Source organism: Glycomyces tenuis DSM 44171 (assembly GCF_000427885.1).
Classification (GTDB): domain Bacteria; phylum Actinomycetota; class Actinomycetes; order Mycobacteriales; family Micromonosporaceae; genus Glycomyces; species Glycomyces tenuis.
In genome coordinates, this window is sequence record NZ_ATYW01000008.1 from 22,680 (window position 1) to 45,989 (window position 23,310).

Consider the following 23,310-nt stretch of genomic DNA (forward strand, 5'->3'; position numbering starts at 1 on the left):
GGGCCTCCGCGGTCGTCTCCTCCGATTATGCGATCGCCCATTGCTGGGCGGCGTTGTTCAGGCACGTCCATTGGCGGACCTCGGCGCCTGGCGCCGTGCCCCAGTTGTAATTGTCGAGGCACAGGCCTGAGTGGCGGTTGACGATGTTGACGTAGCCGCCTCCGGCGTCGGCGATCTCCCATTGCTGGACTTCGAGGCCGTTGCAGGTCCACTGCACGACCTCGGCGCCCGGTTCGGTGCCCCAGTTGTAGTCGTCGAGGCACAGGTCGCTGTAGGAGTTGCGGATGGCGTGGTAGCCGTTCCCCAGATCGGTCAGCTGCCAGTCCTGGTTGGCCTGGCCGTTGCAGGTCCACTGCACGACCTCGGCGCCGGCCTCGGTGCCGAAGTCGTAGTCGTCGAGGCACAGGCCCGAGTGGCGGTTGCGGATCTGCTGCCCGGTGCCGGGTTCGGCGCCGATGTCGTCGACGTCCATGGTCCCGTAGGCGTCCTCCAGGCGCGCGAGCGGTTCGGCGTGCGCCACGGAGTTCCACGGCAGCCACAGGTTGACCCCGCCGTAGCGCAGGTCCGACAGGCCGACCGCCTCCTCCAGCAGGCCGTCGCGGGCGTAGCCGAGCGGGTTGCCCGGCCACTGGGTGGTCAGCTTGGTCTCGTTGGCGGTGTGCCGCGCGTACTCCAGGTAGTGCTCGTCGCCGGTGGCCTCGTAGAGGCGGTAGAAGTCGAACAGCGACCCCGACTGCCAGGTGTCCATCCCCGAGTGGCCGGTCGCGATGAGGCTCTGGCCGCGAACCCCGTACTGCGCGTACGCCGGGCGGCTCGAGTCCACCGGGTAGTTCCAGGCGTAGGACCAGGTCTCGCCGAAGTCGGCGGCCTGCTCGGCGGCCTCCAGCCAGCGCTGCTCACCGGTGTGGTCGTACAGCGCCAGGAAGGAGCGCAGCGCCAGCAGGGCGGCCTCCTTGTCGGTGACGTTGTCGTTGTCGGGCGTGCCGCCCACGTACGCGGCCGGAATGTGGACGTTCTGGTAGGCGTACTCCCCCGCTTCCAGCGCGGCGTCCCGGTAGCGGGCCTCGCCGGTGTACTCGGCCAGCTCCAGCAGGAACGGCACCGCGTTGTGCGTGTTGTACTTGGCCTCGTGCTCGGGGGCGGTCCCTTCGAGGTTGTAGGCCCGATAGTAGGAGCCGTCGGCGTTCTGGTGCTCGACCAGCCAGTCGCCGAAGCCGCGGGTGTAGGTCTCCCACTGGGCGATCGGTTCGCCGCGGTCGCGCATCAGCTCGGTGGCGCGGAGCATGCCCTCCATGCCGTCGGTGGCGATGCGCAGGTAGGTCGGGTAAAAGGATCGCCACTGGCCGGGATCGATGTCCCACCAGGTGCGCGGCAGGCCGGATGGAGCGGCCGAGTGCTCGGCCCAGAAGTCGAGGATCCGCCGTCCTTTGTCGATGTAGTCGGCGTTGCCGCTGTCGTAGCCCTCGCGCAGCAGCAGATAGGCCGCCGGGATCTGCTGGCCGACGAAGCCCATCTGGAAGCTGACCTCGTTGACGTTCCCGTCGGGCAGCCAGACGCTGAACGGCAGTCCGGGGACGCCGTTGTAGTCCTGCACGTAGGAGGCGAGGACCGCGATCGACGCGTCGTAGACCGACTGGATCGGCACCTTCTGGATCTGGGGGTCGGACATCTCCCAGTGGTAGCGCCAGGAGTTCCGGACCGCGTCGCCGAAGTCGCCGGCGCGGTCGACGTTGAGCCGGAACTCGTAGTGCTGGGTGTAGCCGGGGGCCACCGGGCTGGAGCGGCGGACCCAGTCGGCGCCGCGGTCGACGTAGTTCTTCTCGCCTTCCATGGCGGGGTAGACGATCGCGAGCTCGGTGGAGGGGACCTGCTGGGCGCCGAGGGCCGCGTGGGTGATGTCGCCGTCGACCAGCCAGGCGCCCGACCCCTCGTCGACGTCGGAGGCGGCCTCGGGGTTCTCGTGGGCGAGGCTGACGTCCAATCCCGTGGCCGGGTCGTGCATCATCACGAACGGCAGCGGCATCCGCGTCTCGCGGAAGTAGAGGTAGTCGTCGCCGTAGTCGCTCGCCAGAGCGCCGGGCGGCACGTGCTCGTTGCGGTCGTACCACACGCCGGGGGCGAGGAACCGGTAGTCGTCGATCGGGCGCGGGTCGACCGAGCCGATGGTGAACCGGGAGTTGAAGCCCTCGTCGTCGGCGTCGGCACTGGCGACGGACACCGACCGGTCCACGGAGAATCCGCCGGAGGCGGCGACCTCGTAGCGGTCCTCGAAGGCGAAGACGCTGCCGGCCGGGCTGCGGACTTCCCCGGTGGCGACCAGCTGATCGCCTTCGAGGACGACCGAATCGTACGTCCCGTCGGCGTCGGTGGGGGTGTTGCCGTTCTTGAGGATCAGTTGCAGTGGCTGCTCCTCGACGAGCACCGTCGCGCCGCTCCCGACCTCCCGCACCGTGACAGGGTGGGGCACATCGCCGTCGGCGATGACGAGCTCGTAGTCGCCGGAGCGCAGGGTGACTTCAGCTGCCTGCGCTCCGGCCATGTGGACTGTCGACACGGTCGCCGCGGTCGCGATGGCCAGACCGGCGGCGAGCATCCCTTTCCTTCTTCGTACCCGCATGTCCGGGCTCCTTTGCCGGGTCGAGGTGCAGTTGCCGTGCGGTGGGAATCGGAGACGGTGCGGCGGCGCGATCGGCTCACCGAGGCACCCGGTCCGGGTGTCGGTGCTCGCGGCCGCGCCGCCGCTTTGAGGGTTATGCGGTGGGTGCCCGCCCTCAGGCCAGCTGCCACTGCTGGGCGGCGTTGTTCAGGCAGGTCCACTGCCGGATCTCGGCGCCCGGTTCGGTGCCGAAGTTGTAGTTGTCCAGGCACAGGCCCGAGTGTCGGTTGACCAGGTTGACGTAGCCGCCTCCGGCGTCGACGACCCGCCACTGCTGGACGGTCTGGCCGTTGCAGGTCCACTGCCGCACTTCCGCACCGGGTTCGGTCCCGAACTCGAAGTCGTCGAGGCACAGGTTGCTGTAGATGTTGCTGATGGCGTGGTAGCCGTTGCCGAGGTCGTTGAGGTACCAGTCCTGCACCGGCAGGCCGTTGCAGGTCCACTGCCGGACCTCGGCTCCTGGTTCGGTGCCGAAGTTGTAGTCGTCCAGGCACAGGCCCGAGTGCCGGTTGGCGATCCGCTGCGCGGCGGGCCCGGACTCGCCCGAGGGTCCGTCCAGGACCGTCCCGGTCGAGACCGGCACGCCGAGGTTCGGGGTGCCGTCGGCGTTCCAGTCGATCTTCTGCACCCGCGTGGTGCGCGTGGTGCCGCACCCGTCGGAGGCCGAGTCGTTGGCGTGGTAGGCGATCCACGTCTCGGTCCCGTCCGGTGAGGTGAAGAACGAGTGGTGCGCCGGCCCGTACACCCCGGCGGCGTCGTTGCGCTCGAAGATCGGGTCGGCGAACTTGTGCCAGGAGCCCATCTGGAGCGGGTCGCCGCCGGTGTACTCGAGCATGCCGATCTTGTAGTTCGGCCCGTTGCAGTGGCTGGCCGAGTACGTCAGGAACGTGCGCCCGTTCCGCTGGATGGCGAACGAGCCCTCGTTGACCGCCCCGTCCTGGGTCTCCCACGACAGCTGCGGGGCCGAGATCCGGGTGCCGTGCGCGGCGGCGGTCCACGGGTCGGCCATCGGGGCGATGTAGAGCGACTGGAGGCCGTCCTCGGGGGCGAAGGCCGAGAAGGTCATGTACAGCTCGCCGTTCAGGTGCAGCGGGGCCGCGTCGATCGCCCAGCCCTGGTTCGGCATCAGGTCGAGGATGCCGAGCTTGGTGTACGGGCCCATGGGGTCGGAGCCGGCGCTCTGGGCGACGTGGGTGCGGCGGGCCGCGCAGCACTGCTCGACCGAGTAGTACAGGTACCAGCGGCCGTCGATCATCTCCAGGTGCGGGGCCCACATGGTGTCGCCGCCGGTGTCGACCACGACGTGCTCGGGGGCGCTGACCAGGCCCGCGATGGTGGGTGATCGGCGCATGACCACCTGGGAGTTCCAGGTGGTGGCGACGTAGTAGTAGAAGCCCTCGTGCTGGACGAGGGTCGGGTCGGCGCTGTTGGGCATGTCCACCACGGGATTGGTGAACGAGGTGCCGGGGGCGGCTTCGGCGCGGTCGGCGCTGGCGACGACATAGGTCGCCGCGACGAGGATCGCGGCGGCGATGAGCGCCAGCGCTCGTCGCATGGCGGTCGGCGGATGGGTGAACTGCATGGCTGCTCCCAGTGAGGGTGGGCCGCCGCCCGTGCACGGGCAGCGGCGTGAGCATGGTGGCCACCAGGTGATGTTCACGGTAACAAAGAAGAAGATCCGAAGTCAACGAATTGAAGGAAATAAATGTCAATCACGGCGCGGAGGCCGCCCGGCCGCCTCCATGGGGCCGAGGTCCGCTTCGAGGCGGCCGGCCCGGTGGCACTCGGCGCGGGAGGCCGCGCCGAAGAGGACGCCGCACGGCAGGGGCGCGGCGGGTGGTGCTCGCACCGCATGGCCGCTCCGTTGTCGACGGGGGTGATGAGAACGCCAATCTGAAATGTTTTCGAAAACAAGACGAGTCTAGCAGGATGTTTTCGATAAACTCACGCTCGTGGGCCACACTGGGCTCAGCAGCCCTCGGCGCGCACGTCAGCGGCGCCGGAACCCGGCTTCGGAGGTACTGGATGGACGTGGACGTGGACGCGGTCGGCGACGGCCCCGGGAGCGGCGGCGAGCGGGAGGCCGCGGCCAAGCCGGCCACGATCTACGACGTCGCCCGCGCCGCCGGCGTGTCCCATCAGACCGTGAGCCGCTTCCTCAAGGGCTACCAGGGGATCCGGCCGCACACCCGCGAGAAGGTCGTCGCGGCCCTCGCCGAGCTGCGGTACCGGCCGAACCTGACCGCCCGCTCGCTCAAGAGCGGCCGCTCCCACCGCCTGGCGGCGCTCACCCACGAGCTCGACCAGGTGGGCCCCAGCCGGATCGTCCAGGGCGCGAGCACCGCCGCGAAGGAGGCCGGGTACCTGCTCGACATCATCACGTTCGACATGAGCGACGCCGACGCCGTCGACGAGGCCGTACGCCTCGCCACCAGGCAGGACATCGCCGGGATCCTCGCCCTCGCCTCCACCGACGCGATGACCGAGGTGTTCGAGCGCGCCGACTTCCGCGTGCCGGCGTACATCGCCGCGGAGGAGGACGACGCGCGCACCGGGCACCGCACCGAACTCAGCGACGTCGGCTTCCCCTCGCTCATCGCCTACCTCGCCGGCCTCGGCCACGAGTCGTTCCTGCACCTGGCCGGGCCAGTCACGTACTCGGCCGCACGCAACCGCGCCCGCGCCTACGAGCGGGCGATCGCCGAGCGCGGCCTGCGGTCGGTCGGCACGCTGCACGGCGACTGGTCCGCGAAGGCCGGGTACGACGCGGTCATGCGCCTCGGCGGCCGCATCGAGGCCACCGCGATCGTGGCCGCGAACGACCAGACCGCGCTGGGCGCGATGCTCGCCCTGCGCCAGCTCGGCCTGCGGATCCCCGAGGACGTCAGCGTCACCGGCGTCGACGACATCCCCGAGGCCGCCTACTTCGCGCCGCCGCTGACGACCCTCCGCGTCGACTTCGCGGCGCAGGGGCGCACCGCGGTGCGGGAGCTGCTCAGCCGCCTCGACGGCACCCCGCCGCCGCGGGTGCCCGCGCTGCCGACCGAACTCGTCATCCGCTCGTCCACGGCCTGGGCGCCCGCCCGGGGCTGAACCGCGCGCGGCGGGGCCGGGCCCGGATCTCCGGGCCCGGCCCCGCCGCGCCGCTAGACTCGCCCGAACTGCTGGTTCCAGCCGCCGTTGCAGGTGTACTGCGCCAGGAGGGCGCCGTCGGCGGTCGAGTGCTGCGGCACGTCGAGGCATTTGCCGCTGTGGCGCGCCACGAGCCGCACGAAGCCGCCGCCCGCGTCCTGCACGGACCACTGCTGGTTCTGGCCGCCGGTGCACGACCACTGCACGACGCGCGCGTCGTCCGCGGTCGAGGCGCCGTACACGTCAAGGCACTTGCCCGAGTGCGCGGCGGTCACCTCGACGTAGCCGTTGCCGAGGTCCCGGAAGTTCCAGTCCTGGTTGGACTTGCCGTGGCAGGCGTACTGGGCGGTCTCGGCGCCGTCGGCGGTGGAGGCGCCGACCACGTCGACGCACTTGCCGGAGTGGCGCGCCACCAGGCTCACCGAGGCGCCGGAACCGGTTCCCTCCTCGAGCGACCACTCCTGCGAGCCGTCGTCGACCGAGTACTCCAATGTGGCCGCCGCGTCCTGGGCGCCCGTGAGGTACAGGCCCGGGTCCGCGGTCGACTGGAGCCTGTAGTGCCCGTCCGAGGTCGGCACGAGGTTCCACGTGCCCGTGGCGGTGTCGTCCACCCACTGGCCGATCCGCTGCCCGGCTGCGGCGCTGCCCGTCCAGATGCCGGCCGCGCGGCCGCCGGACTTGTTCAGCAGCGTCACCGACTCCTCGCCCTTGGTCGCCAGGTGCCAGTACTGCGTGTCGAGGTCCGAGGTCGCGCCCGCGTCCTCGAGCACCACGTCGGGCACGTCGCCGTTGCCGATGTTCGCGTCCGTCGTGTTGCCGCCGGTGCCGAGCACCTGGCCGGTCCTGCGGTTGACGAGCCGGTAGTACGCGCCCGCGGAGTCGCCGAGGTCGACCTCGCCGAAGCGGATGACCGCCGGGGTCGTCGGGCCGCCCCAGACGCCCTGCAGGATCACGACGCGGCCGGTCTCCTCGACGTACTGGAGGGTGCGGCTGTATCCGGCACCGATGTTCGTCTGGTGCTCGGTCCACACGCCGGTGCTCGAACCGGTCTCGTTGACCCACACGCTGGCGCTGCCCGAGGCGTTGTACACGATGCGGCCGTCGGGCAGGTTGATCAGGACCGGGCTGCCGCCCGTCGCCAGTGGGCCGGAGCCCCCGGCGACCGGCAGGCTCCCGATCTCCCAGCCCGCTTCGCCGCCCACGGAACGGAACTCGAGCGGACTGTCGGCGACCTTGTAGCGCACGTTCGCGCCGCCGCCCCAGTACTCGTAGGTCATGATCCACTTGCCGTCGGTCGTGGGCGCGACGGTGGTCATGCCCGGCCGCCCGCCGCCGATCTCGGTCTTGCCGCCGCCCATGTCCTGCCGCAGGCCGCTGACGTCGACCACCGGCCCGCTCCAGTCGTTCCCGGTGCCGTCCCAGGTGCGGTGGGCGAGGATCTGCCCGTGCGAATCGGGCGCGGTGTCGTTGGCGGGGTCGAGGATCGCGACGCCGGAGGCGTCCACCCCGATGTAGTCGTTCTCGTCCGAGTAGAACGCGACCAGCCGGCCTTCGTAGACCATCAGGAACGGCTCCCAGATCGGGTCGACCTGCCGGTACTCGTTCGCCTCGGCCACGTTCTGGCCGATCGCCCCGGCGCTGCCGCCCTGCCAGCCGCCCTCGGCGATGATGTTGACGACCCGCCAGTTCGCGCCGTCGTCGTCACTGGCGTACAGGGCGAGCGCCATGTCGCTGCGGTCGCCGTCGTTGGTGGGGACCCAGTTCGGGTCGGCGGCCTTGCGCTCGAGGTAGTAGTGGTCGTCTCCGGTGACGATGCTCGCGAGGAGCAGGGTCCCGGCGGCGAGGTCGCCCACGCGCTCGGGGAGGGCGTACAGGTACGGGCTGCCCCAGTGGCTGATGTACCGGTCGTACGCGGGATCGCTCGAGAGGTACGCGGGGGCGGGCACTTCGGTGAGGTGCTGCCAGCTGGTGCCGTGGTCGTCGCTCTTGTGCACCGGGAGGGTCTCCCCGTCCGCGCTGCCGGACGGCGCGACGACCGCGTTCTCGAACGCGGCCACCAGGCGTCCGCTCGGCAGCTGCGCCGACTTGGGGTAGACCGCGCAGTTCCCCAGGCCCTTCAGGCACTCCTGATCGCCCAGGTCGTACAGGACGCCGCCCATCGGGGCGTACGCCTGCGCCGGGGCGGCGGGCGCGACCAGCAGCGCGGCCGCGGCGAGGGCGATCAGCAGGGCCCTCCACCGCGCTTGTCTCTTCGGCTTCATCGCCACTCCTCCAGAGGTATCGCTCGTCGTCGAGAGCCGCAGCGGCCGCCGAACGGCACCGGCTCGTCGCGGGTACGAGCCAATCTAACAGAAATGTTGTCGAAAACATAGACGTGTATCGACATGATTTTCGACTGGAAGCCCGCCATAGGGCCGCTGCACGCCTACACCGTCCATCGGCGCGAAAGCTGTCCGGCCGAATCCGGGAGAGACCGTTTCGCGGCCGGTACGACGTTTCGCGCCCACCCGAATGCCGCTCTTGAACGGGTCTCATAGACTCTCGGCGGCGCCGCGGAGCGCCGAGTCCGCGGACGGCGCGGGTGAGAACGGGGACATGCCGATCACAGGCCATACGGCCGAGGATCGCGGTCCCAGGCAGGAGCAGCGATGGGGACGCCGGGGCCGGTGGGCCATGAGCGCGTAGGACCGATGCGGCGGAAGCCGCCACGCCGCGGGCCGCGCTGCTGCGACAAGCGGACCCGGGCGTTGAAGGCCCGGCACCGCCTGCTGGAGGTCGTGGTCCACCACGGGCTGGTCGACCTCGGCGAGGCCGACCGGATCCGGGTCGCCGAGATGCCCTCCCCCGGCCACTGGAACGAGCTCGACGGCCTCGATGAGCGCGAGTGGCGGCGGGTGCTGGAGCGGCGCCACGTCGGCTGGCGCGAGTCCGTCGCGAAGGGCAGAACATCCATGCCGATCGAGATTGAGGAATTCTGATGCCCAAGGCCGCCGCGATACAGCCCAACGAGTGGGCGACGATCCACGACAACTTCGTACCGTTCGACATCGGGGCGCTGAACCGGGTCGTGCTCGACTACGCGCACATCGAATTGACGCTGGCCAAACGCTGGCACCGGCGCACGGTCCTGGGCCGGACGGTCGCCGTCGCGGGCTACAGCCTCCAGATCATCGGGCTGATGGCGGCGGTGACACTGGCGTTGATCCTGCTCACCGGCGCGATCGACAACGAGGCGCTGCTGCCGGTGGTGTGGGCGGGCGCGGCCCTGTCGGCCTATGCGGTGGTCGGCAGGCTCGTGCCGTGGCTGCTGACGCCCTACCGGCAGTGGGACCGGACCCTGTTCGGCCTCGCGGTGATGGTCTCGGTGATCGCGGTGGTCTCGCTGGGAGCGGCGCTGTTCCGCAGCTGGGAGGCGGCCCCGGGCTGGGCGGTGGCGGTGCCGTGCGCGGTGCTGCTGGCGGTGATGGCCGCGGTGATGGTCGTCCACGGCCGGTACCGGGTCGCCGAGAAGCCTCCGGCGGTCGACCTCGCGACCTTGTCGCCGGCCGAGATCGAGCTGCTGCGCAAGGTGAGGCGCCGGGCGCTGGTGGTCCTGCGGTCGCGCAACGTCGTCTCGTACAAGGACTTCAACGGGTACGACAACGCCCCGCTCAACGCCCCGCCCGCCGCGACGGAAGCGCGGGCCTGATGCCGCGACCGGTCGCGGTCCAGCCATCTCGACCAGTGCCGGGCCAGGACCTGACGGGCCTGGCACGCACACGTCACGTTCGCGATGATCGCCCACGCCCTCCTCGCCGCCACCCGCGCCGCCGGGGCCGAAAAACGGGGCGGCGGGATGGCTGAACCATCACTCGGCTTCGGCTCCGCTGTGGATCGGTCCGTCGAGCAGTCTCGGCACGTAGTCGAGCAGTTGGGTGCCTCCGTCGAAGGTCCGGGCCTCGGTGAGGTCGAGACCGACGTCGGGCCATCCGTTGTAGACGGGCTCCCTGCCTGTCGCTCCGGTGACGACGGGGAACACGACCACGCGGTACCGGTCCACGAGGCCGGCGGCGAGCAGCGATCGGCAGAGGGAGAGGCTGCCCAGGGTGGACAGCGGACGGTCGCTTTCCTCCTTCAGGGTGCGCACCGCCTCGACGGCGTCTCCTCGGACCAGACGGCTGTTCGCCCATTCCAGGGGCTCTTCGAGGGTCTTTGAGAAGACGATCTTCGGGACCGCGCCGAGCGGGTCGGGTGCGTCCGGCCGCGACGTGGCGGCTCCGTGCATGAGCCGGTAGGTGGTGGCCCCCATGAGCAGGGTGCGCTCGATCTTGGAGTCCTCCTCGAGCCAGGCGAGGTACTCCGGTCCCTCGAGCCCCCAGAACGCGGGCCATCCTTCGGCGGCTCCGTATCCGTCGAGCGAGGTGATGAAGTCGATCATGAGTTCTTGTGACACGGTGTTTCTCCTTCGGGTCGAGCGGTGGTGTTCGGGTCGACGCGAGATCGTCATGTGGCATGAGCCTTCCGTGACGGTCGGCTGGTTGCGCCGACGGACGAGGTCGAACTCCGGCCGGTCCGCGGGCGAGAGCGCTTCGAGGGCGCCGTTGACGGCGGCCTGCTTCTTGACCCCATGCCCGACGGGCTCCCCTCCTACCGGCTCGGCGTGTAGGCCAGTACCACGGTGCCGTTGCCGATCTCGGTCACATCGGTCAGGTTCATGGGGGTCGTGCTGAGGCTCGACAGCAGTGACGCACCGGACCCCGCGACGAACGGGGAGATCATCACGTGCAGCTCGTCGAGCAGACCCGCCTCGATGAGTACCCGGCTCAAAGGGCCGTTGCCGTACTTCACCAGCGTGCCGTCGCCGGCCTCTTTGAGCCGGGCCACGGCGTCGACGGGGTCTCCGGCGAGCACTTCGGCGTTCCAGGCGGTGTCGGTCAGGGTAGTGGAGGCGACGTACTTGGGCAGGGAGTTCATCTTGTCGGCGAGGTCGCCGCTCATGGTCGGCCACGTCGCGGCGAAGCCTTCGTAGGTCACCCTTCCGAGCACGATGCCGGCCGCGTGCTCCAGCAGCCGGAGCTGGTACTCGAACTGGTTGTCGTTGGGTACGACCTCCATCTGCGCGGCCCAGAAGTCATCGCCGTCGAACCTCCCGTCGATCGAGATGTGGTCGAATTCGATCAGTTTCCGCATGCCTAAAGACCACCATCCCGGTGGTGGGTGCGTCTTGTATCGAACCGAAACCCACCGGCTTCGAGGATCGAGCGACACGAAGGTCAGTCCAGGCGTCAGAACGCCAGGAACAGGGTGCCGGACCGCAACTCGCCCGGGGTGTGGCCGGCCGCCCATCGCATCGCCCGCGTGAGCTGCGGCTGGTCGTAGTACCCGCCGACGGCGACCGCATCGGCGATCGATCCTCCCGAGGCGAGGAACCGCGCGGCCCGCCGTGCCTGCTCGATGCTGACGAGCTTGCGGTGCGATATCCCGACGGCCCGCCGGAATCGCATCTGCGCCGTCCGTTCCGACATGCCTCGTGGCAGATCGCCGTGGCGGATCTCGTCGACGAGTGGATCGACGATCAACAGGTCTGCTCGCACGAGCCTGTCGAGGAAGACGTCGATGTTCTGCTCGGTGGGCATCTCCCATTCCCGGTTGTCCAGCACGATCCGGTCGCTCGACGGGGTCGGCAGCTGAAGATCATGCAGGTCGGCCAAGCCGAGAGGCGGGTGCAACGGCAGATAGGCACCGGGCCGCAACTCGACGCCGAAGAACTCCCAGCCCTCCGGGCAAGTCATTGTCGTGGCCCTCGTCTCAGGCCCGTGCACGTGCACCTCCACCATGTCGCCGCTTCGCGCGAACGCGATGATGGTGGAGCGTTTGGCCACCGAGGTGAAACTGGCCGTCGCCTCACAGCGCGCCGACCACACCCGCTGCACCAGTGGAAGTTCACCGGCGACGGCGTCGAAGATCAACCCCATGCGCCCACCGCCATGAGTGCCCGGACGACGGCGGGCTCATCCGCGTCCGCCTGCCGGAACTCCGGCAGGTCCGGAGCTCCCACGGGCACCGCACGACCGACGAGAGCGGAGGGCTCCGCCTCGAGGAGGGGTCCGGCGCCGGTCGCGCCGAGCGACGTCCTGGAATCGATCATGAGCTCTGCCATGTCCCCCATCACCCGCCTGTCGTCGCCGCGTCGACGACCGCACCTGATGTTAGAGCCACCATAATTTTCCTGCAACCGACGTCGGTGCTCGAAGCGTTCCGCAGCCACCTCCTCGAACCGCGGGGCGCCCTCGCCCATGACGCCCCGGCCGAGATCGGGCCGGTCTGGGAGCAGCAACGCATCGACAGCCTGGTCTCCCGGCCGCGGAGCCGAGCCGTCGGTGCCGGGGCGAAGTACCGCTTGGTCTTCCTCGACCGGCTCCTGGCCACCCTGGTGAGCCTGCGGCACGCGGTCAACCTGCGACTGCGGACGCCGCGAACGGTTGGCCAGGGCATCGCGGCCGCCCTCGCGGTAACGGCGCAGTCAGTTGTGCACCGACTGCCGCGAGGTGCCGTAACGCTGGGCCACATCGACGACGCGAACCCCGTCGAGGACCTCCGTCACCGCCCGGAACCGGTGCTCGACCATCCAGTCCTCGTCCGGCATCGCTTCAGAATCCGAGGACGTCTCGTTCATGTACTGGACAACGAGCCTGCGGAGTCAAGGATGTGGGCGGACCTTCAACACTGCCGAGCGACCGTCAACCCCCTTCGGAGACAACCACGTCAACCATGCCCAAAGACTTCACACTCAGACAGCGACCGTGGTCTTCGCTGAATCGACCCACCGTCCCACGACGCACATTGTTGACTGGCGCATCAACGAACGTCATGTCGGCGATCTGGAGGGGGCACGACGTGCAGATCTGGCTGCAGCACCGTGCGGACAGAGTGGCGTTGGGGCGATGAGCGTCCTCCGCTCATCGATGTCGACGACCCGCGCCGGGCCATGCATCGGTCACGCCACCCCGGGCTCGGCATGTTGATTCCCCGCGGTGAGTCGCTCTCCGATGTCATGAAGCGGGTGCGGCCATGGCTTGCCGAAGCGCAGGAAGCAGTGCGGCATCGGTGAACGTTGTGGCATTCACCCACGGCACAACATTTCGTGCCATCCGTGCGCTCGTCGAGGGTGTCGCGCCCGAAGACGCGCATCAGATGCGACCGGCTAATGGAAGCCTGGCCATGTACCAAATAACCAACAGCCGACTGATTCCAGCGGAGATGGTATATTCGTGCGCGCATCACGCTCTTGCCACAAGAGTCTTGTGCTTCGGGCTTGGCCGTATCAGTCGGCATTTTCGAGATGTTCGAGGAAGCCGTTGAAACTGTCGGCGACGGTCCGGGGGACGCGGTCTTCGTCGATGTACGCCACTGTGGGTTCTCCGGTGGCGTTTCGTTTGGTGTAGTCGAGCATGACAGTGTCGTGCCCGCCAGATGGACACTCCGCGAAGACCACGCCGATGCTCGGGTACTCCCATTCCTCGATGAGATGGCGGCTTCCTCCGTCAGGGGAGTCGATTCCGGTCGCACCTCCGACGCCCAGGATGGCGCGAACCTCAAAGTGGTCGTCAGCCCAGGAGGTCGGGAACCGCGTCGGGAACTTCCGCCGCAACAGCGATCCGCCGTTCTTGTATCGCAGGACCTCTACGTACGCGATGGGCAGCGTCACGCCGAGCAGCCGCTCGGCGTTCGCTACCAGCGCTTCACTGAGTGCGGGCCCGGTGTAGTAGGTCTCCTCGTCGAAGAGCCCGTCAAGATCGGTCGCCACTTGTAATTCCTCCTGTACGAGCGGGCTTCGGTCGCAGGATCGCGAAATCTGACGCATCAGTTCGAGAAGCCGCCGGTGTGCCCGGTCTTCCGGTGCACGCCGGTCTCGATAAGTTGCATCAGACCTTTGTCCTGATGATGGTGCCAGGTGTAGCCTGCCGGTGTCGAAGTGAGCCCCGCTTTCTGGTTTGCGAGCGTGAAGTCCTTGCTTCGGCTCCCGGTCAGGGTGATTCGGACATCGCTGACGGTCGGGTGCCGCCACTGCGAGAAGTCCGGGTATCCGTTGCTGTCGAACGGCACGTTGGTCGTGGGGTGGTTCGAACCCGCGAGGTGGGAGTTGCGCGGCTTCTTCTTTGCCGCTGGCGCGGTGGCCTTCGCCGCCTTCTTCGCCGCCGCCTTCTTCGCCGCCGCTTTCTTCGCCGCCGCCTTCTTGGCGGGGCGTGCCTTCTTGGCGCGTTTTTTGCCGTTGTTGATGTTGGTGTTCTGGCCGGTGTTTCCAGGGGGATTGGATCCGAGCTTCTTCCTCGGTTTGCCGGGTTTGAACAGGCCGGTCAGCGAGAACAGGATCGGGACGAGGGCGGCTTTCAGGAGGAGTTTGCGCATCGGTGGCCTCTGTCATCCGTTGAGGAGGTCATTAAGTGCGGAAATTGAATCGATGAGGCCGGTGATCCAGCCGAAGATCTTGCCCGCCCACTCGGTGATCTTGATGACCGCCTTGGGAATCACCCAAGCCGCACCGACACCGACGGTGAAGGCGACCTCGGCCGCCCACGCGATGAGCGACCCGATGCACTCGGCCACGAACTCGCGCACGAACTCGCGGACCATGGAGACCAGCTGGCCCGCACCTCGAGTCGCCGTGGCCATCGAGAGGGCGGTTCCGCCGACGCATGCCACCACGTCCGCGTTCGCATCGCCCATATCGCGGTAGGCGTCGGAGGCCTCACCGTCCCAGGAGTCGATGTCCGCATCGATGAAAGCGGACATCTCCTCGGCCATCGCGAAGCATTCGTTCGCGATGTTGTCCCACGTCATCGCATGCGCTTCAACGAGGTCGGGGTTGCCGGCGAGCATGTCGAGCGCTTCGGTCAGCGGCTCGACATGCTCGATGAGCCAGCCGACTCCCGCCGAGGCGAGCGTGCCGATCGGGTCGAGGACCGCCCCGACGGTCTCCAGCGCGACGCCGATGCCGGCGACTGACGCGTCGATCCAGGAACCGGAGTCGATCGCCGTCGCCAGACCGGCGTAGGACTCGACGATCCCGGCCCCGGCGACAGACTTTCCTTCCTGGCTGACATCGGATTCAGTGGCAACGAGATCACTCATGCGAACACACCTTCGTCCCTACAGCTCGTTCAGGAGCCGGGTCTGCTCCTCGGCCGCCTCTTCATCCGCGGCCGTGTAGGCGTCGGCGGTGTCGCGCAGCGCCTGCGCGAGGAGTTCGAGGTTCTCCTGCGCCATGGCCGTGAATTCCTTCTGGTCCCCCTGCCGAGCGGCGAGGACCGGCGGCAGGAACTGGCAGATGATGCCGTAAGCCTCGTTGTCCTGCTCGATTGAGTCTATTGCGGACAATATGGCGCCGAAGCGGTCGCGGATCTCGTCGAGGTGCCCGGCGTGCGCAATCAGGGCTTCGGGCTCGACGTCGATATGGTCTCCCATGTCAGCCCTCAGCTTCTCGTTCAGGGAACCGCATCTCGATGCTGTCGACCAGGGCCTTGGCTGTCGGCGAGTCAGGTGAGAGACGTTGCGCGACTGCGGCTTTGGCGGCCTCCAAGAGTGCCTGGCCGGCATTGCCATAGGCCTGCATGAACTGGCGTTCCAGGTGGTTCGGCTGCATTCGCCGCACCTCGGGGGAGAACGCGACCTGGAGAATGGCGCCGCTGGAGTCGAGTTTGACGTTGACGATTCCGTTGCCGTCGGCGCCGACCGCGGTGACCGCCTGCACCGCTTCGGAAGCGGCGATGGCGTCGGATGCCCGGCGGTCGGCCCGTTCCTTCCAGTCGGCCAGCGCCGCCCGGGCGTCCTCTGGCCCGCGGATGTCCGCGAAGGGGTTGTCCATCGTCGCTCCGTTCCGATTGAGGGCTAAGGGGAAACGCTGGCCCGTCGGTAGGTTCAACCGGACTATATAAAAGGAACGCTCACTTTTGGGTACGGTGATGTGACGCCTGGTGACCGAATCGGCCTGGCGTTACTGGCGAGCCGGGATTGGTGAATGCATTGGCGCGAAGCAGGGAACAGCGGTCCGCCAACCCTTCGTGCTCTCCAACTGCGTGAGGGCGACGGACCGCCAGGACTCGCGGTCGGCGAAGGCCTGCGAGTTGATGGCGTTCAGATTGGCACGCAAGGCCTTGGCGCGCTGGGCGCGGCCCGCGCCGCAGATGCCCGCGGCAGGATCACCAGCCACCGGGCCCGCTCAACCATCGCCACCCAGCTCGACAACGCCAAGGAGCCGATGACGCTGTTCCAGCTCCAAGCCTGGCTCGGGCACCGCTCACCGCAGTCGCCCCAGTTCTACGCCAAGCTCACTCCAGCGCCCCTCACTCAGGCCTATGAGGACGCCGGCTACTTCGAGCGGAACCTGCGGACCATCGAGGTCCTCATCGACCGCGAAGCCGCAGACGGGGAGCCGTGGCAGCACTACGACCTCGGCCACGGCTACTGCCGCTACGCCTTCTTCGAGCAGTGCCCGCACCGGACGGCCTGCGCCCGCTGCGATTTCCACATCCCGAAGGACGCTGCGAAGACCCATCTGCGGGAGGCCAAGGACCACCTCCAGCAGATGCGGACCGCCATTCCCTTGACCCGACGACGAGCAGGCCGCCGTCGAAGACGGACAGCAAGCCCTCGACCGGCTCCTCGAACGCCTCGCCGATACTCCAACCCCACCCGGGCCCACGCCACGCGAACTCGAGACCAGGGCGTCAAAGACGACACTGCCAATCGTCGCCATCAGGTCGACCGGTATCCAACCGACGGCAGCGGTCCCCGCGCTGGACAAGGAAACCAAAACTAGATAAGCTCGCCTGGACGGAATGAAAAGTAGGTATATGGGGAGTATCCCGGGGTAACCTTCGCGTCGTCGTCAAGGACAGTAAAGCTGCAGGAGAGCTGCAGTCGGTGGCGCGGTTCCCAGACAGGGAACGGGAGAGACCATGTGACCAGTGACTGAAGGCAATCGCCTTCTGTGAGGCTGCACATGGAATCCCGAGACGATCACCGCCCCGATCCTCAGATCATCGTGATAGTCGTCAATATCTACGCAAACTTGTCTTCCCCGCAGCGCAGACTGCCATCGCCGACCTTGGGGTTGCAACGATGGGCCAGGCGACTCAGCAAGCTTCCATCGCGGTTTGGGCTCATCGCCCAGCGTCTCTGGAACTTCAAGGGACTTCCTCAACTAGCCGCCTGGAGCAGCGTGCTCGCCGTGCTCGTCAGCATCATTGCCCTGCTCAAGTAGGGTACCGGGGCACCCAGCCGGATCAGCCCGTCCTCCTGCGCCTCTCAGATTCCACATAATGACGCGGTTGACGTGTCCTTCGACAACGCCGGAGCTGTAGGGCAAGGTGAGTCCGTTGACGACCGCGCCCCAGTCCTTGCAGGGTCCGGTCGCGAAGCTCGCCAAGGGCGCGATGCCGCTGGCCTGGGCCGCCTTGATCCAGGTCTCCAGTTCCCAATCGCCCGACCGGCCCCTGGCACAGGAGTCGTTGTCGCAGAAGAACCGCTTGACCTGCCGCACCACGGCCGAAGCACGGGAGGCCGTGGTGCGGCAGGGGACCGGCTCCATTCTGCAGAGGCGCGGGGCATGGATCCCGATCTGACGATGCTTCAGCACAGGCTGAAAAATCATCCTTCAGGAGGTGGCATCCTCACGTTTGAAATGACTGATTTGACTGTTTGGCACTATTTGAGAGAAATACCTGGGCCGCTGCAGGGCCGGAAACGGGCCGGAAAACGCCGGATCCAGTCGGCCAGGGCCGGACATGAAGCATCCCCGCCTTCCAGCGTTCGTGCTGGTGGACGGGGATTTTTTGCAGGTGATGGAGGTGGCCAGGGCCGGGGTCGAACCGGCGACCTTCCGCTTTTCAGGCGGACGCGCACCAGGAAATTCACCACCTAGGCCATCGCCGTGACCAGCAAAAAGGTCCGCCTACCAGCGGCAATACAAATAGGCGGGCCACTCTCATGTCCATCGGCGTCCGGCAGATTCCGGTGAAATCCGGCTCTCTACGGACGGATAACGGACGGATTTTCGGCGGGAATCATCCAGATACTGACGCATCGGCACGGGCTCATAGCGGGTTATGGGTGACGGGACGTCGCTACCATCCCGACTTTTGCCTTCAGGCCAGATTGATTTCCTGTCGATCTCAGGTATGCAGCAACCGTGCTGCATGAGCAAAGTAGTGAGCCTGTTTCACCAGCCGACCTCGCGACGCCCATGAACAGCCGCGCCGCCCACTGGCGCCGGTCGCCGGTCCCGGACGGGAAACGCCATCCCACATCCCCGGTCCGACGGCGCTGCCGCACGCTGCGGTGGACGAACAGGAGGCCGAACGCAGCGGCGAACACGGCCAGGGCAACTGTCGAAATCATGGCCCCATGCCTCTCGGTATTGCCGGTCGCGGTGCGGCCGCACCGTGACCGGTGCGATCATGCTCGGACGGCTTCGGCCGGTTGCGGAGCGGCCTGGGCGTCGGCGAGTTTCGGAGTGGTGCCGGCGCGGACGCCGTTGGCGATCACGACGATCTCGGCCAGTTCATGGACGGCCACGACTGCGGCCAACCCCAGGGCGCCGACCAGTGACAACGGGATGAGTACGGCGATCAATCCCAGGGAGAGCGCGATGTTCTGGACCATGATGGACCTGGCGCGTCGGGCGTGGTCGAGGGTCTGGGGTAGGTGGCGCAGGTCCTCACCCATGAGCGCGACATCGGCGGTCTCGATGGCCACGTCGGTGCCCATCGCGCCCATGGCGATCCCGACATCGGCGGTGGCTAGCGCGGGGGCGTCGTTGACGCCGTCGCCGACCATCGCGGTGGGGGCGTTGTCGCGTTCGGTGGCGATGAGGCGGGCCTTGTCCTCCGGTCGCAGGTCGGCGTGGACGGCCTCGATCCCGGCCTCTGCGGCCAGCGCCTTGGCGGTGCGGGCGTTGTCGCCGGTGAGCATCGCGACCCGCAGACCGGAAGCCCGTAGGCGGGCGACGACGTCGGCGGCCTCGGGCCGTAGCTCGTCGCGCACGGCGATCGCGCCGACGAGCCGCCGGTCGTTTTCGACCAGGACGGCGGTCGCGCCGGAGGCCTGCATGGTCGCCACCCGCTCGGCCAAAGCTCCCGCATCGATCCACCCGGGACGTCCCAGTCGGATCGTGCGGCCCTCGACCGTGCCGGACAGTCCGGCGCCGGTGTGCGCCTCGACTTCCTCGGCGGGTTTGACGGGGGCCGAGTTGGCTTCCAGGATCGCCTGGGCCAGCGGGTGCTCGCTGCGCGATTCCAATGCCGCAGCCAGTGCGAGCACCTCAGCCTCGGTGGCACCCTGGGCGGCTGCGACGTCGACGACGGCGGGCCGGTTGCGCGTCAGCGTCCCGGTCTTGTCGAGCGCGACCGTACGGATCTTGCCCAGCGCTTCGAGCGCGGCTCCGCCCTTGATGAGCGCGCCCGCCTTGGAGGCGGCCCCGACAGCGGCCACGACCGTGACCGGCACTGAGATCGCCAATGCGCACGGTGAGGCGGCTACGAGCACCACCAGTGCCCGTTCGATCCAGGTGAGCGGATCGCCGGTCAGGGCACCGATGCCGGCGATCAGCACGGCGGCGATCATGATGCCCGGGACCAGCGGTTTCGCGATGCGGTCGGCCAGGCGCTGGCTTGCTCCCTTGCGGGACTGCTCGGCCTCGACGATCCGCACGATCCGCGCCAGCGAGTTGTCCTCCGCGGTGGCGGTGACTTCGACTTCCAGGACGCCGGTGCCGTTGATCGAGCCGGCGAAGACGGCAGTGGCGGGTTCGACCTCGACCGGGACGGATTCGCCGGTGATGGCCGAGACGTCCAGGGCGGTGCGTCCGCTCAGCACGGTGCCGTCGGTCGCCAGGCGCTCCCCGGGCCGCAGGATCAGCGTGTCGCCGGGCCGCAACTGGTCGGGGGCGACGGTGGTCTCAGTGTCGTCGCGGCGCACGGTGGCTTGAGCTGGTACCAGGTTCAGTAGTGCGCGCAGGCCGCGGCGGGTCCGCGCGACCGAATACTCCTCCAGGCCTTCGCTGACCGAGAACAAGAACGCGAGCATGGCGGCTTCGCCGAGCTCGCCGAGCAGCACGGCACCGACGGCGGCGATCGTCATCAACGTGCCAACGCCGATCTTTCCCTTGACCAGACGCCGGAGCGTGGCGGGCACGAACGTCCACGCCCCCACCATCAGTGCCGCAGCGTTCAGCACCGTCGCCACCCAAGCGGGAGCGGTGCTGAATCCGAGTGCGAAGGCGGCCAAGAGGAGGACACCGGAGACGGCGGCGGCCTGCAACTCGCGCACCTGCCACCACGAACCGGCTTCGTCTTCGGTCTCGTGCTCGCCGTCGCCTTCGTTCGCGGCGTTGGTGTCCGGCTCGTCGTCGTCGCAGCACGCAGCGCTCATCGAGTCGCCTCCTGCTCAGCCTCGGGGCCGTAGACGGGGCACACGGTCACCGCGTGCCCCGTGGCTTCCAAGAGCGCCTCGGCCGACTCCAGCAGATCCAGCAATTCAGGACGGGTCAGTGAGTAGAACGACTGGCGCCCCTCGGTCCGGTAGTCGACCAGCCCGCAGTCGCGCAGGCAGGCCAGATGCTTCGAGACGGTGGACTGCGCCAAACCCAGCCGGTCGACCAGATCGGTCACGCGGGCCTCCCCGCATGCCAGATGCTGCACAATCCGCAGCCGGGTCTCGTCCGAGAGGGAGTGGAACAGCGCAGCGGCCGGAGCCACTCCCGCCTCGATCTCAGCGGTCATACACCGCACAGGTTCAATCGCCATACGGCGATGATAGCGCGATTTTGGAATTTGTATAGTGGCTGTACCGGTCACCGACGCTGCTGCGTGGTGACGGCCGCTGTCGGTCGCCGCGTGCAGGTGTACGTCACGCCAGGGTGCGCGGGGCGGCCAGCAGGTCGGCCGCGGCGGCCTGCCCGGATTGCACGGCGCCTTCCATCGAGTTGAGCCAGCTGCTGAAGTCGGCTCCGGCGTAACGGATCCGAGTAGGGCGGCTGTGGTGCAGGGCCGGGGCGTGTCCGGTGAGCTGGCCCGGTGCGTACACGAGGTAGCTGCCACCAATGCCCGGTTCGTGGGTCCAGTCAGTGACAGCTGTACCGGTGAGGTCGTCGGGGGCCAAGCCGAATGCGGTGGCGAGATCGTTGGACAAGGCGTCACCAGTGGCCTCGGTGGTGGCGATCCCGGCCAGGGTGCGGCCGTGGCGCCAGGCGATGGCCAGGGGCTGGCCGCCGACCACGGCCCGGTGCGCCACGGGCGGGGTGCGGCGGGCCGTGGCGGCGATCTTGACGGCGTGTCCATAGGACAGCTGCTCGATCGCCTCGCGTAGGCCTGGAGCGGGTGGCGGGTCGATGGCCATGTGGCGCAGAGCGGGCAGCGGTATGGCGAGAATCGCTGCGTCAGCGGCCCATTGCCGCTCGCCGGTGCCGAGCACGACACCGTCCCGGTGTTCGGTAATGGTGGTGACGGGCGTGCCGGTCATGATGCGGTCACCGAGGCGGTCGGCGAGGCGGTGCGGGATCTGGTGGGCGCCCCCGTCCACGACGTATTGCTGTCCGGAGCGCCAGGCGGCGAGCAGCCCGTCGGCGGCGGTGATCCACCAGGCGGCGTGTGCCGCTGAGACCTGACCGATCGGGCGAGTGGCGAACCCGCCGACCAGTGCCTCGGTCACCTCCAGGCCGCGTTCGGTCGCGCCGTGGGAGGCGAGCCAGTCGGCGAGACTGGCCTCGTCCAGTCCGGTGGCGGCCGGGCAGTCCCATGGCCGGTCCGGATCCAGCTTCAGTGCGTGGCGTCGTAGCTGCCACCACGCGCGCCCCAAGTGCCACAGCTCCGGCAGCGGCAACGGCGGAAGCCGTGTGACTCGGTGCCGTTCGGGCAGTCGCCACAGGACCGGGGCCCGCTCTAGTTCCGCCGGTTGGATCCGGAGTCCGAGCGCGGTAATCAGCGCACGTATTCGCCGGTGCGGGCCTCCGAAGAACTCGGCCCCGACATCGACCAGGCGCTGGCCGGACCACTCACCGCGCACCCGGCCGCCGACCCCGGAACTGGCTTCCAGCACTCGCACCTGGACACCGGCGCGGACCAACCGGTCGGCAGCGCTGAGCCCGGCCAGCCCGGCGCCGACGACGAGCACCTCGCTGCGATGGTCGCCGCGACTCACGGCGCGGTCACATTCCCCGGAGCGGCGCCGGTCTCGACGCGGCATTTGAGGTAGCGCAGTTCGATGCGGGCGTGCTCACGGTCCTTCGCAACGCCGCGCAACAGATGGACGAAAACCCACCCGAGCAGGCGCCCCAGCTTTCCGGCCGGGCGCGTGGCCCACACATGCACGCCCAGGAGCGTGGCTCCGTCCCCTGAGGGGTCGAGACTCCAGGTGACGCCTTCGCCGACCGTGACCGTGACGCCGCACCAGCGGTAGTGGGCCTGGGGCGCCTCCCACGTCACCGAGGACTGCGGGAACACCTGAGTGATCTCCCCGGTCTCTTCCCCCGGAATGCCGCCGACCGTCTCACGGATACGCAGGCGCGTGCCCACCTGGACGCCGGTGCCGCCGTCGAGGCGCTCCAGGTCGCGGTGTGCGGGGTTCGACGCAGGCCACCATTGCTCGATGTCGATGAGGGTCTACCAGACTACGCCCAGCGGCGCTTCGATCAGGATGGTCTCGGTGAACGCGAACATCGGATCACTTCCCACCCGACCGGGCGCTCTGCCTTGCCGGGATCGTCGATTGGCACGACCTGTTCAGGGTAACCGCGCCGAATGACCGGATTCGGCGTGGTGCTGCTCTTGGCCGCCTTGCCCGCGGTGGCCAATTTCGCGGGCGGCCTGGTCGCCGAGATACGGCCGGTGTCAGGACGGACGCTGGGGTTCGCGCTGCACGCTGCGGCCGGAATTGTGATCGCCGTGGTGGGGCTCGAGGTCATGCCTCGCGCGGTGGAGACGGATCCGGCGTGGGTGCCGATGCTGGCCTTCGTCGCCGGCGCCGGCCTGTTCCTCGGCTTGGACGCGGCAGCCGGGTACTTGCAGGCGAGAGCAACAAGGCAGCCCAACGGAGGCGGATCGGGGTGGGCCATCTACGGCGGGGTGGCGCTGGACCTGTTCAGCGACGGCGTCCTCATCGGCACTGGTTCGGTCGTCGATCCGGCCCTGGGCGCGCTGCTGGCGATCGGCCAGGCGCCCGCCGACGTACCCGAAGGCTTCGCCGCGGCCGCCACGCTCCGCCGTGCGGGGGTGCCGCGGCGACGACGGCTGCTGGCCGGTGCCGGGTTCGGCGTCCCGATCCTGGTAGGCGCGGCCCTGGGCTATCTCGCGCTGCGCGAGGCCCCAGACATAGTGTCGCTGTCGGTCCTCGCCTTCACCGGTGGTGCGCTGCTCAGCGTGGTGATCGAGGAGATGGTCCCCCAAGCCCACGACGCCAACGAATCCCGCTGGGACAGCCTCTTCCTCGTCGCCGGATTCGCCCTGTTCGCCGCGATCTCGGTCTATGTCCCGGTCTGATCGCCGACC

The 23,310-nt window shown here is 68.5% G+C and carries 25 protein-coding genes and 1 tRNA gene; 7 read left to right on the forward strand and 19 right to left on the reverse strand.

What is annotated here, in order from left to right:
- Positions 1-25 precede the first annotated feature (25 nt).
- The 3 genes from YWW_RS0110340 to YWW_RS35845 form a co-directional block, all read right to left on the reverse strand.
- The gene (locus YWW_RS0110340; RefSeq protein WP_081687345.1) at positions 26-2,617 is read right to left on the reverse strand and encodes an RICIN domain-containing protein; all 2,592 of its coding nucleotides are present in this window, start codon (positions 2,615-2,617) and stop codon (positions 26-28) included.
- A gap of 154 nt (positions 2,618-2,771) precedes the next feature.
- A complete protein-coding gene (locus YWW_RS0110345) occupies positions 2,772-4,238 on the reverse strand; it encodes a family 43 glycosylhydrolase (RefSeq protein WP_051325632.1) in 1,467 nt (488 codons plus the stop codon).
- 126 nt (positions 4,239-4,364) lie between these two features.
- Entirely contained in the window at positions 4,365-4,505 is a 141-nt protein-coding gene (locus tag YWW_RS35845; RefSeq protein ID WP_155830096.1) for a hypothetical protein, read from the reverse strand.
- Positions 4,506-4,681: 176 nt separating this feature from the next.
- Here YWW_RS35845 and YWW_RS29540 point away from each other — a divergent pair, with 176 nt between their 5' ends.
- Positions 4,682-5,749 (forward strand): LacI family DNA-binding transcriptional regulator, encoded by a 1,068-nt coding sequence (locus YWW_RS29540; protein WP_051325633.1) that lies wholly within the window; start codon positions 4,682-4,684, stop codon positions 5,747-5,749.
- Positions 5,750-5,802: 53 nt separating this feature from the next.
- Here the strand turns inward: YWW_RS29540 and YWW_RS29545 are convergent, their stop codons facing one another.
- Positions 5,803-7,947: an RICIN domain-containing protein gene (locus YWW_RS29545; RefSeq protein ID WP_425402691.1), complete on the reverse strand. Its 2,145-nt coding sequence runs from the start codon at positions 7,945-7,947 to the stop codon at positions 5,803-5,805.
- Between the two features lie 531 nt (positions 7,948-8,478).
- Between YWW_RS29545 and YWW_RS0110365 the strand changes: the two genes are divergently transcribed.
- Both YWW_RS0110365 and YWW_RS0110370 read left to right on the forward strand, forming a co-directional pair.
- Complete coding sequence (locus YWW_RS0110365) at positions 8,479-8,766, forward strand: hypothetical protein (protein ID WP_155830097.1); 288 nt, start codon at positions 8,479-8,481, stop codon at positions 8,764-8,766.
- Complete coding sequence (locus YWW_RS0110370; protein ID WP_026930070.1) at positions 8,766-9,476, forward strand: hypothetical protein; 711 nt, start codon at positions 8,766-8,768, stop codon at positions 9,474-9,476. Before YWW_RS0110365 ends, YWW_RS0110370 begins: the two co-directional genes overlap by 1 nt.
- 159 nt (positions 9,477-9,635) lie before the next feature.
- Here YWW_RS0110370 and YWW_RS0110375 read toward each other — a convergent pair whose 3' ends face one another.
- The 10 genes from YWW_RS0110375 to YWW_RS36430 all read right to left on the reverse strand — a co-directional run bounded on the left by YWW_RS0110375 (position 9,636) and on the right by YWW_RS36430 (position 15,632).
- Complete coding sequence (locus YWW_RS0110375) at positions 9,636-10,205, reverse strand: dihydrofolate reductase family protein (protein WP_035699125.1); 570 nt, start codon at positions 10,203-10,205, stop codon at positions 9,636-9,638.
- 209 nt (positions 10,206-10,414) lie between these two features.
- Positions 10,415-10,957 carry a dihydrofolate reductase family protein gene (locus tag YWW_RS0110380; RefSeq protein WP_026930072.1) on the reverse strand — a complete coding sequence of 181 codons (543 nt, stop codon included), beginning with the start codon at positions 10,955-10,957 and terminating at the stop codon, positions 10,415-10,417.
- A gap of 95 nt (positions 10,958-11,052) precedes the next feature.
- Positions 11,053-11,736 carry an AraC family transcriptional regulator gene (locus YWW_RS29550; RefSeq protein ID WP_162145933.1) on the reverse strand — a complete coding sequence of 228 codons (684 nt, stop codon included), beginning with the start codon at positions 11,734-11,736 and terminating at the stop codon, positions 11,053-11,055.
- Positions 11,733-12,215 carry a hypothetical protein gene (locus YWW_RS36865; RefSeq protein WP_026930073.1) on the reverse strand — a complete coding sequence of 161 codons (483 nt, stop codon included), beginning with the start codon at positions 12,213-12,215 and terminating at the stop codon, positions 11,733-11,735. Before YWW_RS36865 ends, YWW_RS29550 begins: the two co-directional genes overlap by 4 nt.
- A gap of 75 nt (positions 12,216-12,290) precedes the next feature.
- The gene (locus tag YWW_RS37745) at positions 12,291-12,413 is read right to left on the reverse strand and encodes a helix-turn-helix domain-containing protein (RefSeq protein WP_162181700.1); all 123 of its coding nucleotides are present in this window, start codon (positions 12,411-12,413) and stop codon (positions 12,291-12,293) included.
- A 678-nt stretch (positions 12,414-13,091) separates the two neighbouring features.
- Positions 13,092-13,574, reverse strand: a complete 483-nt coding sequence (locus YWW_RS0110400) for an SMI1/KNR4 family protein (protein ID WP_026930074.1) — start codon at positions 13,572-13,574, stop codon at positions 13,092-13,094.
- A 56-nt stretch (positions 13,575-13,630) separates the two neighbouring features.
- Positions 13,631-14,176: an HNH endonuclease gene (locus YWW_RS35860; RefSeq protein ID WP_026930075.1), complete on the reverse strand. Its 546-nt coding sequence runs from the start codon at positions 14,174-14,176 to the stop codon at positions 13,631-13,633.
- 12 nt (positions 14,177-14,188) lie between these two features.
- A complete protein-coding gene (locus tag YWW_RS35865) occupies positions 14,189-14,899 on the reverse strand; it encodes a hypothetical protein (RefSeq protein WP_026930076.1) in 711 nt (236 codons plus the stop codon).
- Positions 14,900-14,917: 18 nt separating this feature from the next.
- Positions 14,918-15,232: a type VII secretion target gene (locus YWW_RS0110415; RefSeq protein WP_026930077.1), complete on the reverse strand. Its 315-nt coding sequence runs from the start codon at positions 15,230-15,232 to the stop codon at positions 14,918-14,920.
- A 1-nt stretch (position 15,233) separates the two neighbouring features.
- Positions 15,234-15,632: a YbaB/EbfC family nucleoid-associated protein gene (locus YWW_RS36430; RefSeq protein ID WP_026930078.1), complete on the reverse strand. Its 399-nt coding sequence runs from the start codon at positions 15,630-15,632 to the stop codon at positions 15,234-15,236.
- 393 nt (positions 15,633-16,025) lie between these two features.
- Here YWW_RS36430 and YWW_RS35000 point away from each other — a divergent pair, with 393 nt between their 5' ends.
- The 3 genes from YWW_RS35000 to YWW_RS0110425 all read left to right on the forward strand — a co-directional run bounded on the left by YWW_RS35000 (position 16,026) and on the right by YWW_RS0110425 (position 17,391).
- The gene (locus YWW_RS35000) at positions 16,026-16,586 is read left to right on the forward strand and encodes a hypothetical protein (RefSeq protein ID WP_211228511.1); all 561 of its coding nucleotides are present in this window, start codon (positions 16,026-16,028) and stop codon (positions 16,584-16,586) included.
- A 183-nt stretch (positions 16,587-16,769) separates the two neighbouring features.
- Entirely contained in the window at positions 16,770-17,030 is a 261-nt protein-coding gene (locus YWW_RS35870; protein WP_155830099.1) for a hypothetical protein, read from the forward strand.
- Positions 17,031-17,145: 115 nt separating this feature from the next.
- Positions 17,146-17,391 (forward strand): hypothetical protein, encoded by a 246-nt coding sequence (locus YWW_RS0110425; protein WP_026930079.1) that lies wholly within the window; start codon positions 17,146-17,148, stop codon positions 17,389-17,391.
- 226 nt (positions 17,392-17,617) lie between these two features.
- Here YWW_RS0110425 and YWW_RS0110430 read toward each other — a convergent pair.
- From YWW_RS0110430 to YWW_RS0110450, 5 genes are all read right to left on the reverse strand, one after another.
- Positions 17,618-17,693: transfer RNA gene (locus YWW_RS0110430), tRNA-Phe, on the reverse strand.
- 530 nt (positions 17,694-18,223) lie between these two features.
- Positions 18,224-20,197, reverse strand: coding sequence for a heavy metal translocating P-type ATPase (locus tag YWW_RS0110435; RefSeq protein ID WP_026930080.1), 1,974 nt, complete (start codon positions 20,195-20,197; stop codon positions 18,224-18,226).
- Positions 20,194-20,571, reverse strand: coding sequence for an ArsR/SmtB family transcription factor (locus tag YWW_RS0110440; protein WP_245595398.1), 378 nt, complete (start codon positions 20,569-20,571; stop codon positions 20,194-20,196). Before YWW_RS0110440 ends, YWW_RS0110435 begins: the two co-directional genes overlap by 4 nt.
- A gap of 103 nt (positions 20,572-20,674) precedes the next feature.
- Positions 20,675-21,964 carry a flavin monoamine oxidase family protein gene (locus YWW_RS0110445; protein WP_026930082.1) on the reverse strand — a complete coding sequence of 430 codons (1,290 nt, stop codon included), beginning with the start codon at positions 21,962-21,964 and terminating at the stop codon, positions 20,675-20,677.
- Positions 21,961-22,338 (reverse strand): hypothetical protein, encoded by a 378-nt coding sequence (locus YWW_RS0110450; protein ID WP_026930083.1) that lies wholly within the window; start codon positions 22,336-22,338, stop codon positions 21,961-21,963. Before YWW_RS0110450 ends, YWW_RS0110445 begins: the two co-directional genes overlap by 4 nt.
- A gap of 225 nt (positions 22,339-22,563) precedes the next feature.
- Between YWW_RS0110450 and YWW_RS0110455 the strand changes: the two genes are divergently transcribed.
- Positions 22,564-23,301, forward strand: a complete 738-nt coding sequence (locus tag YWW_RS0110455; RefSeq protein WP_026930084.1) for a ZIP family metal transporter — start codon at positions 22,564-22,566, stop codon at positions 23,299-23,301.
- Positions 23,302-23,310: the final 9 nt, after the last annotated feature.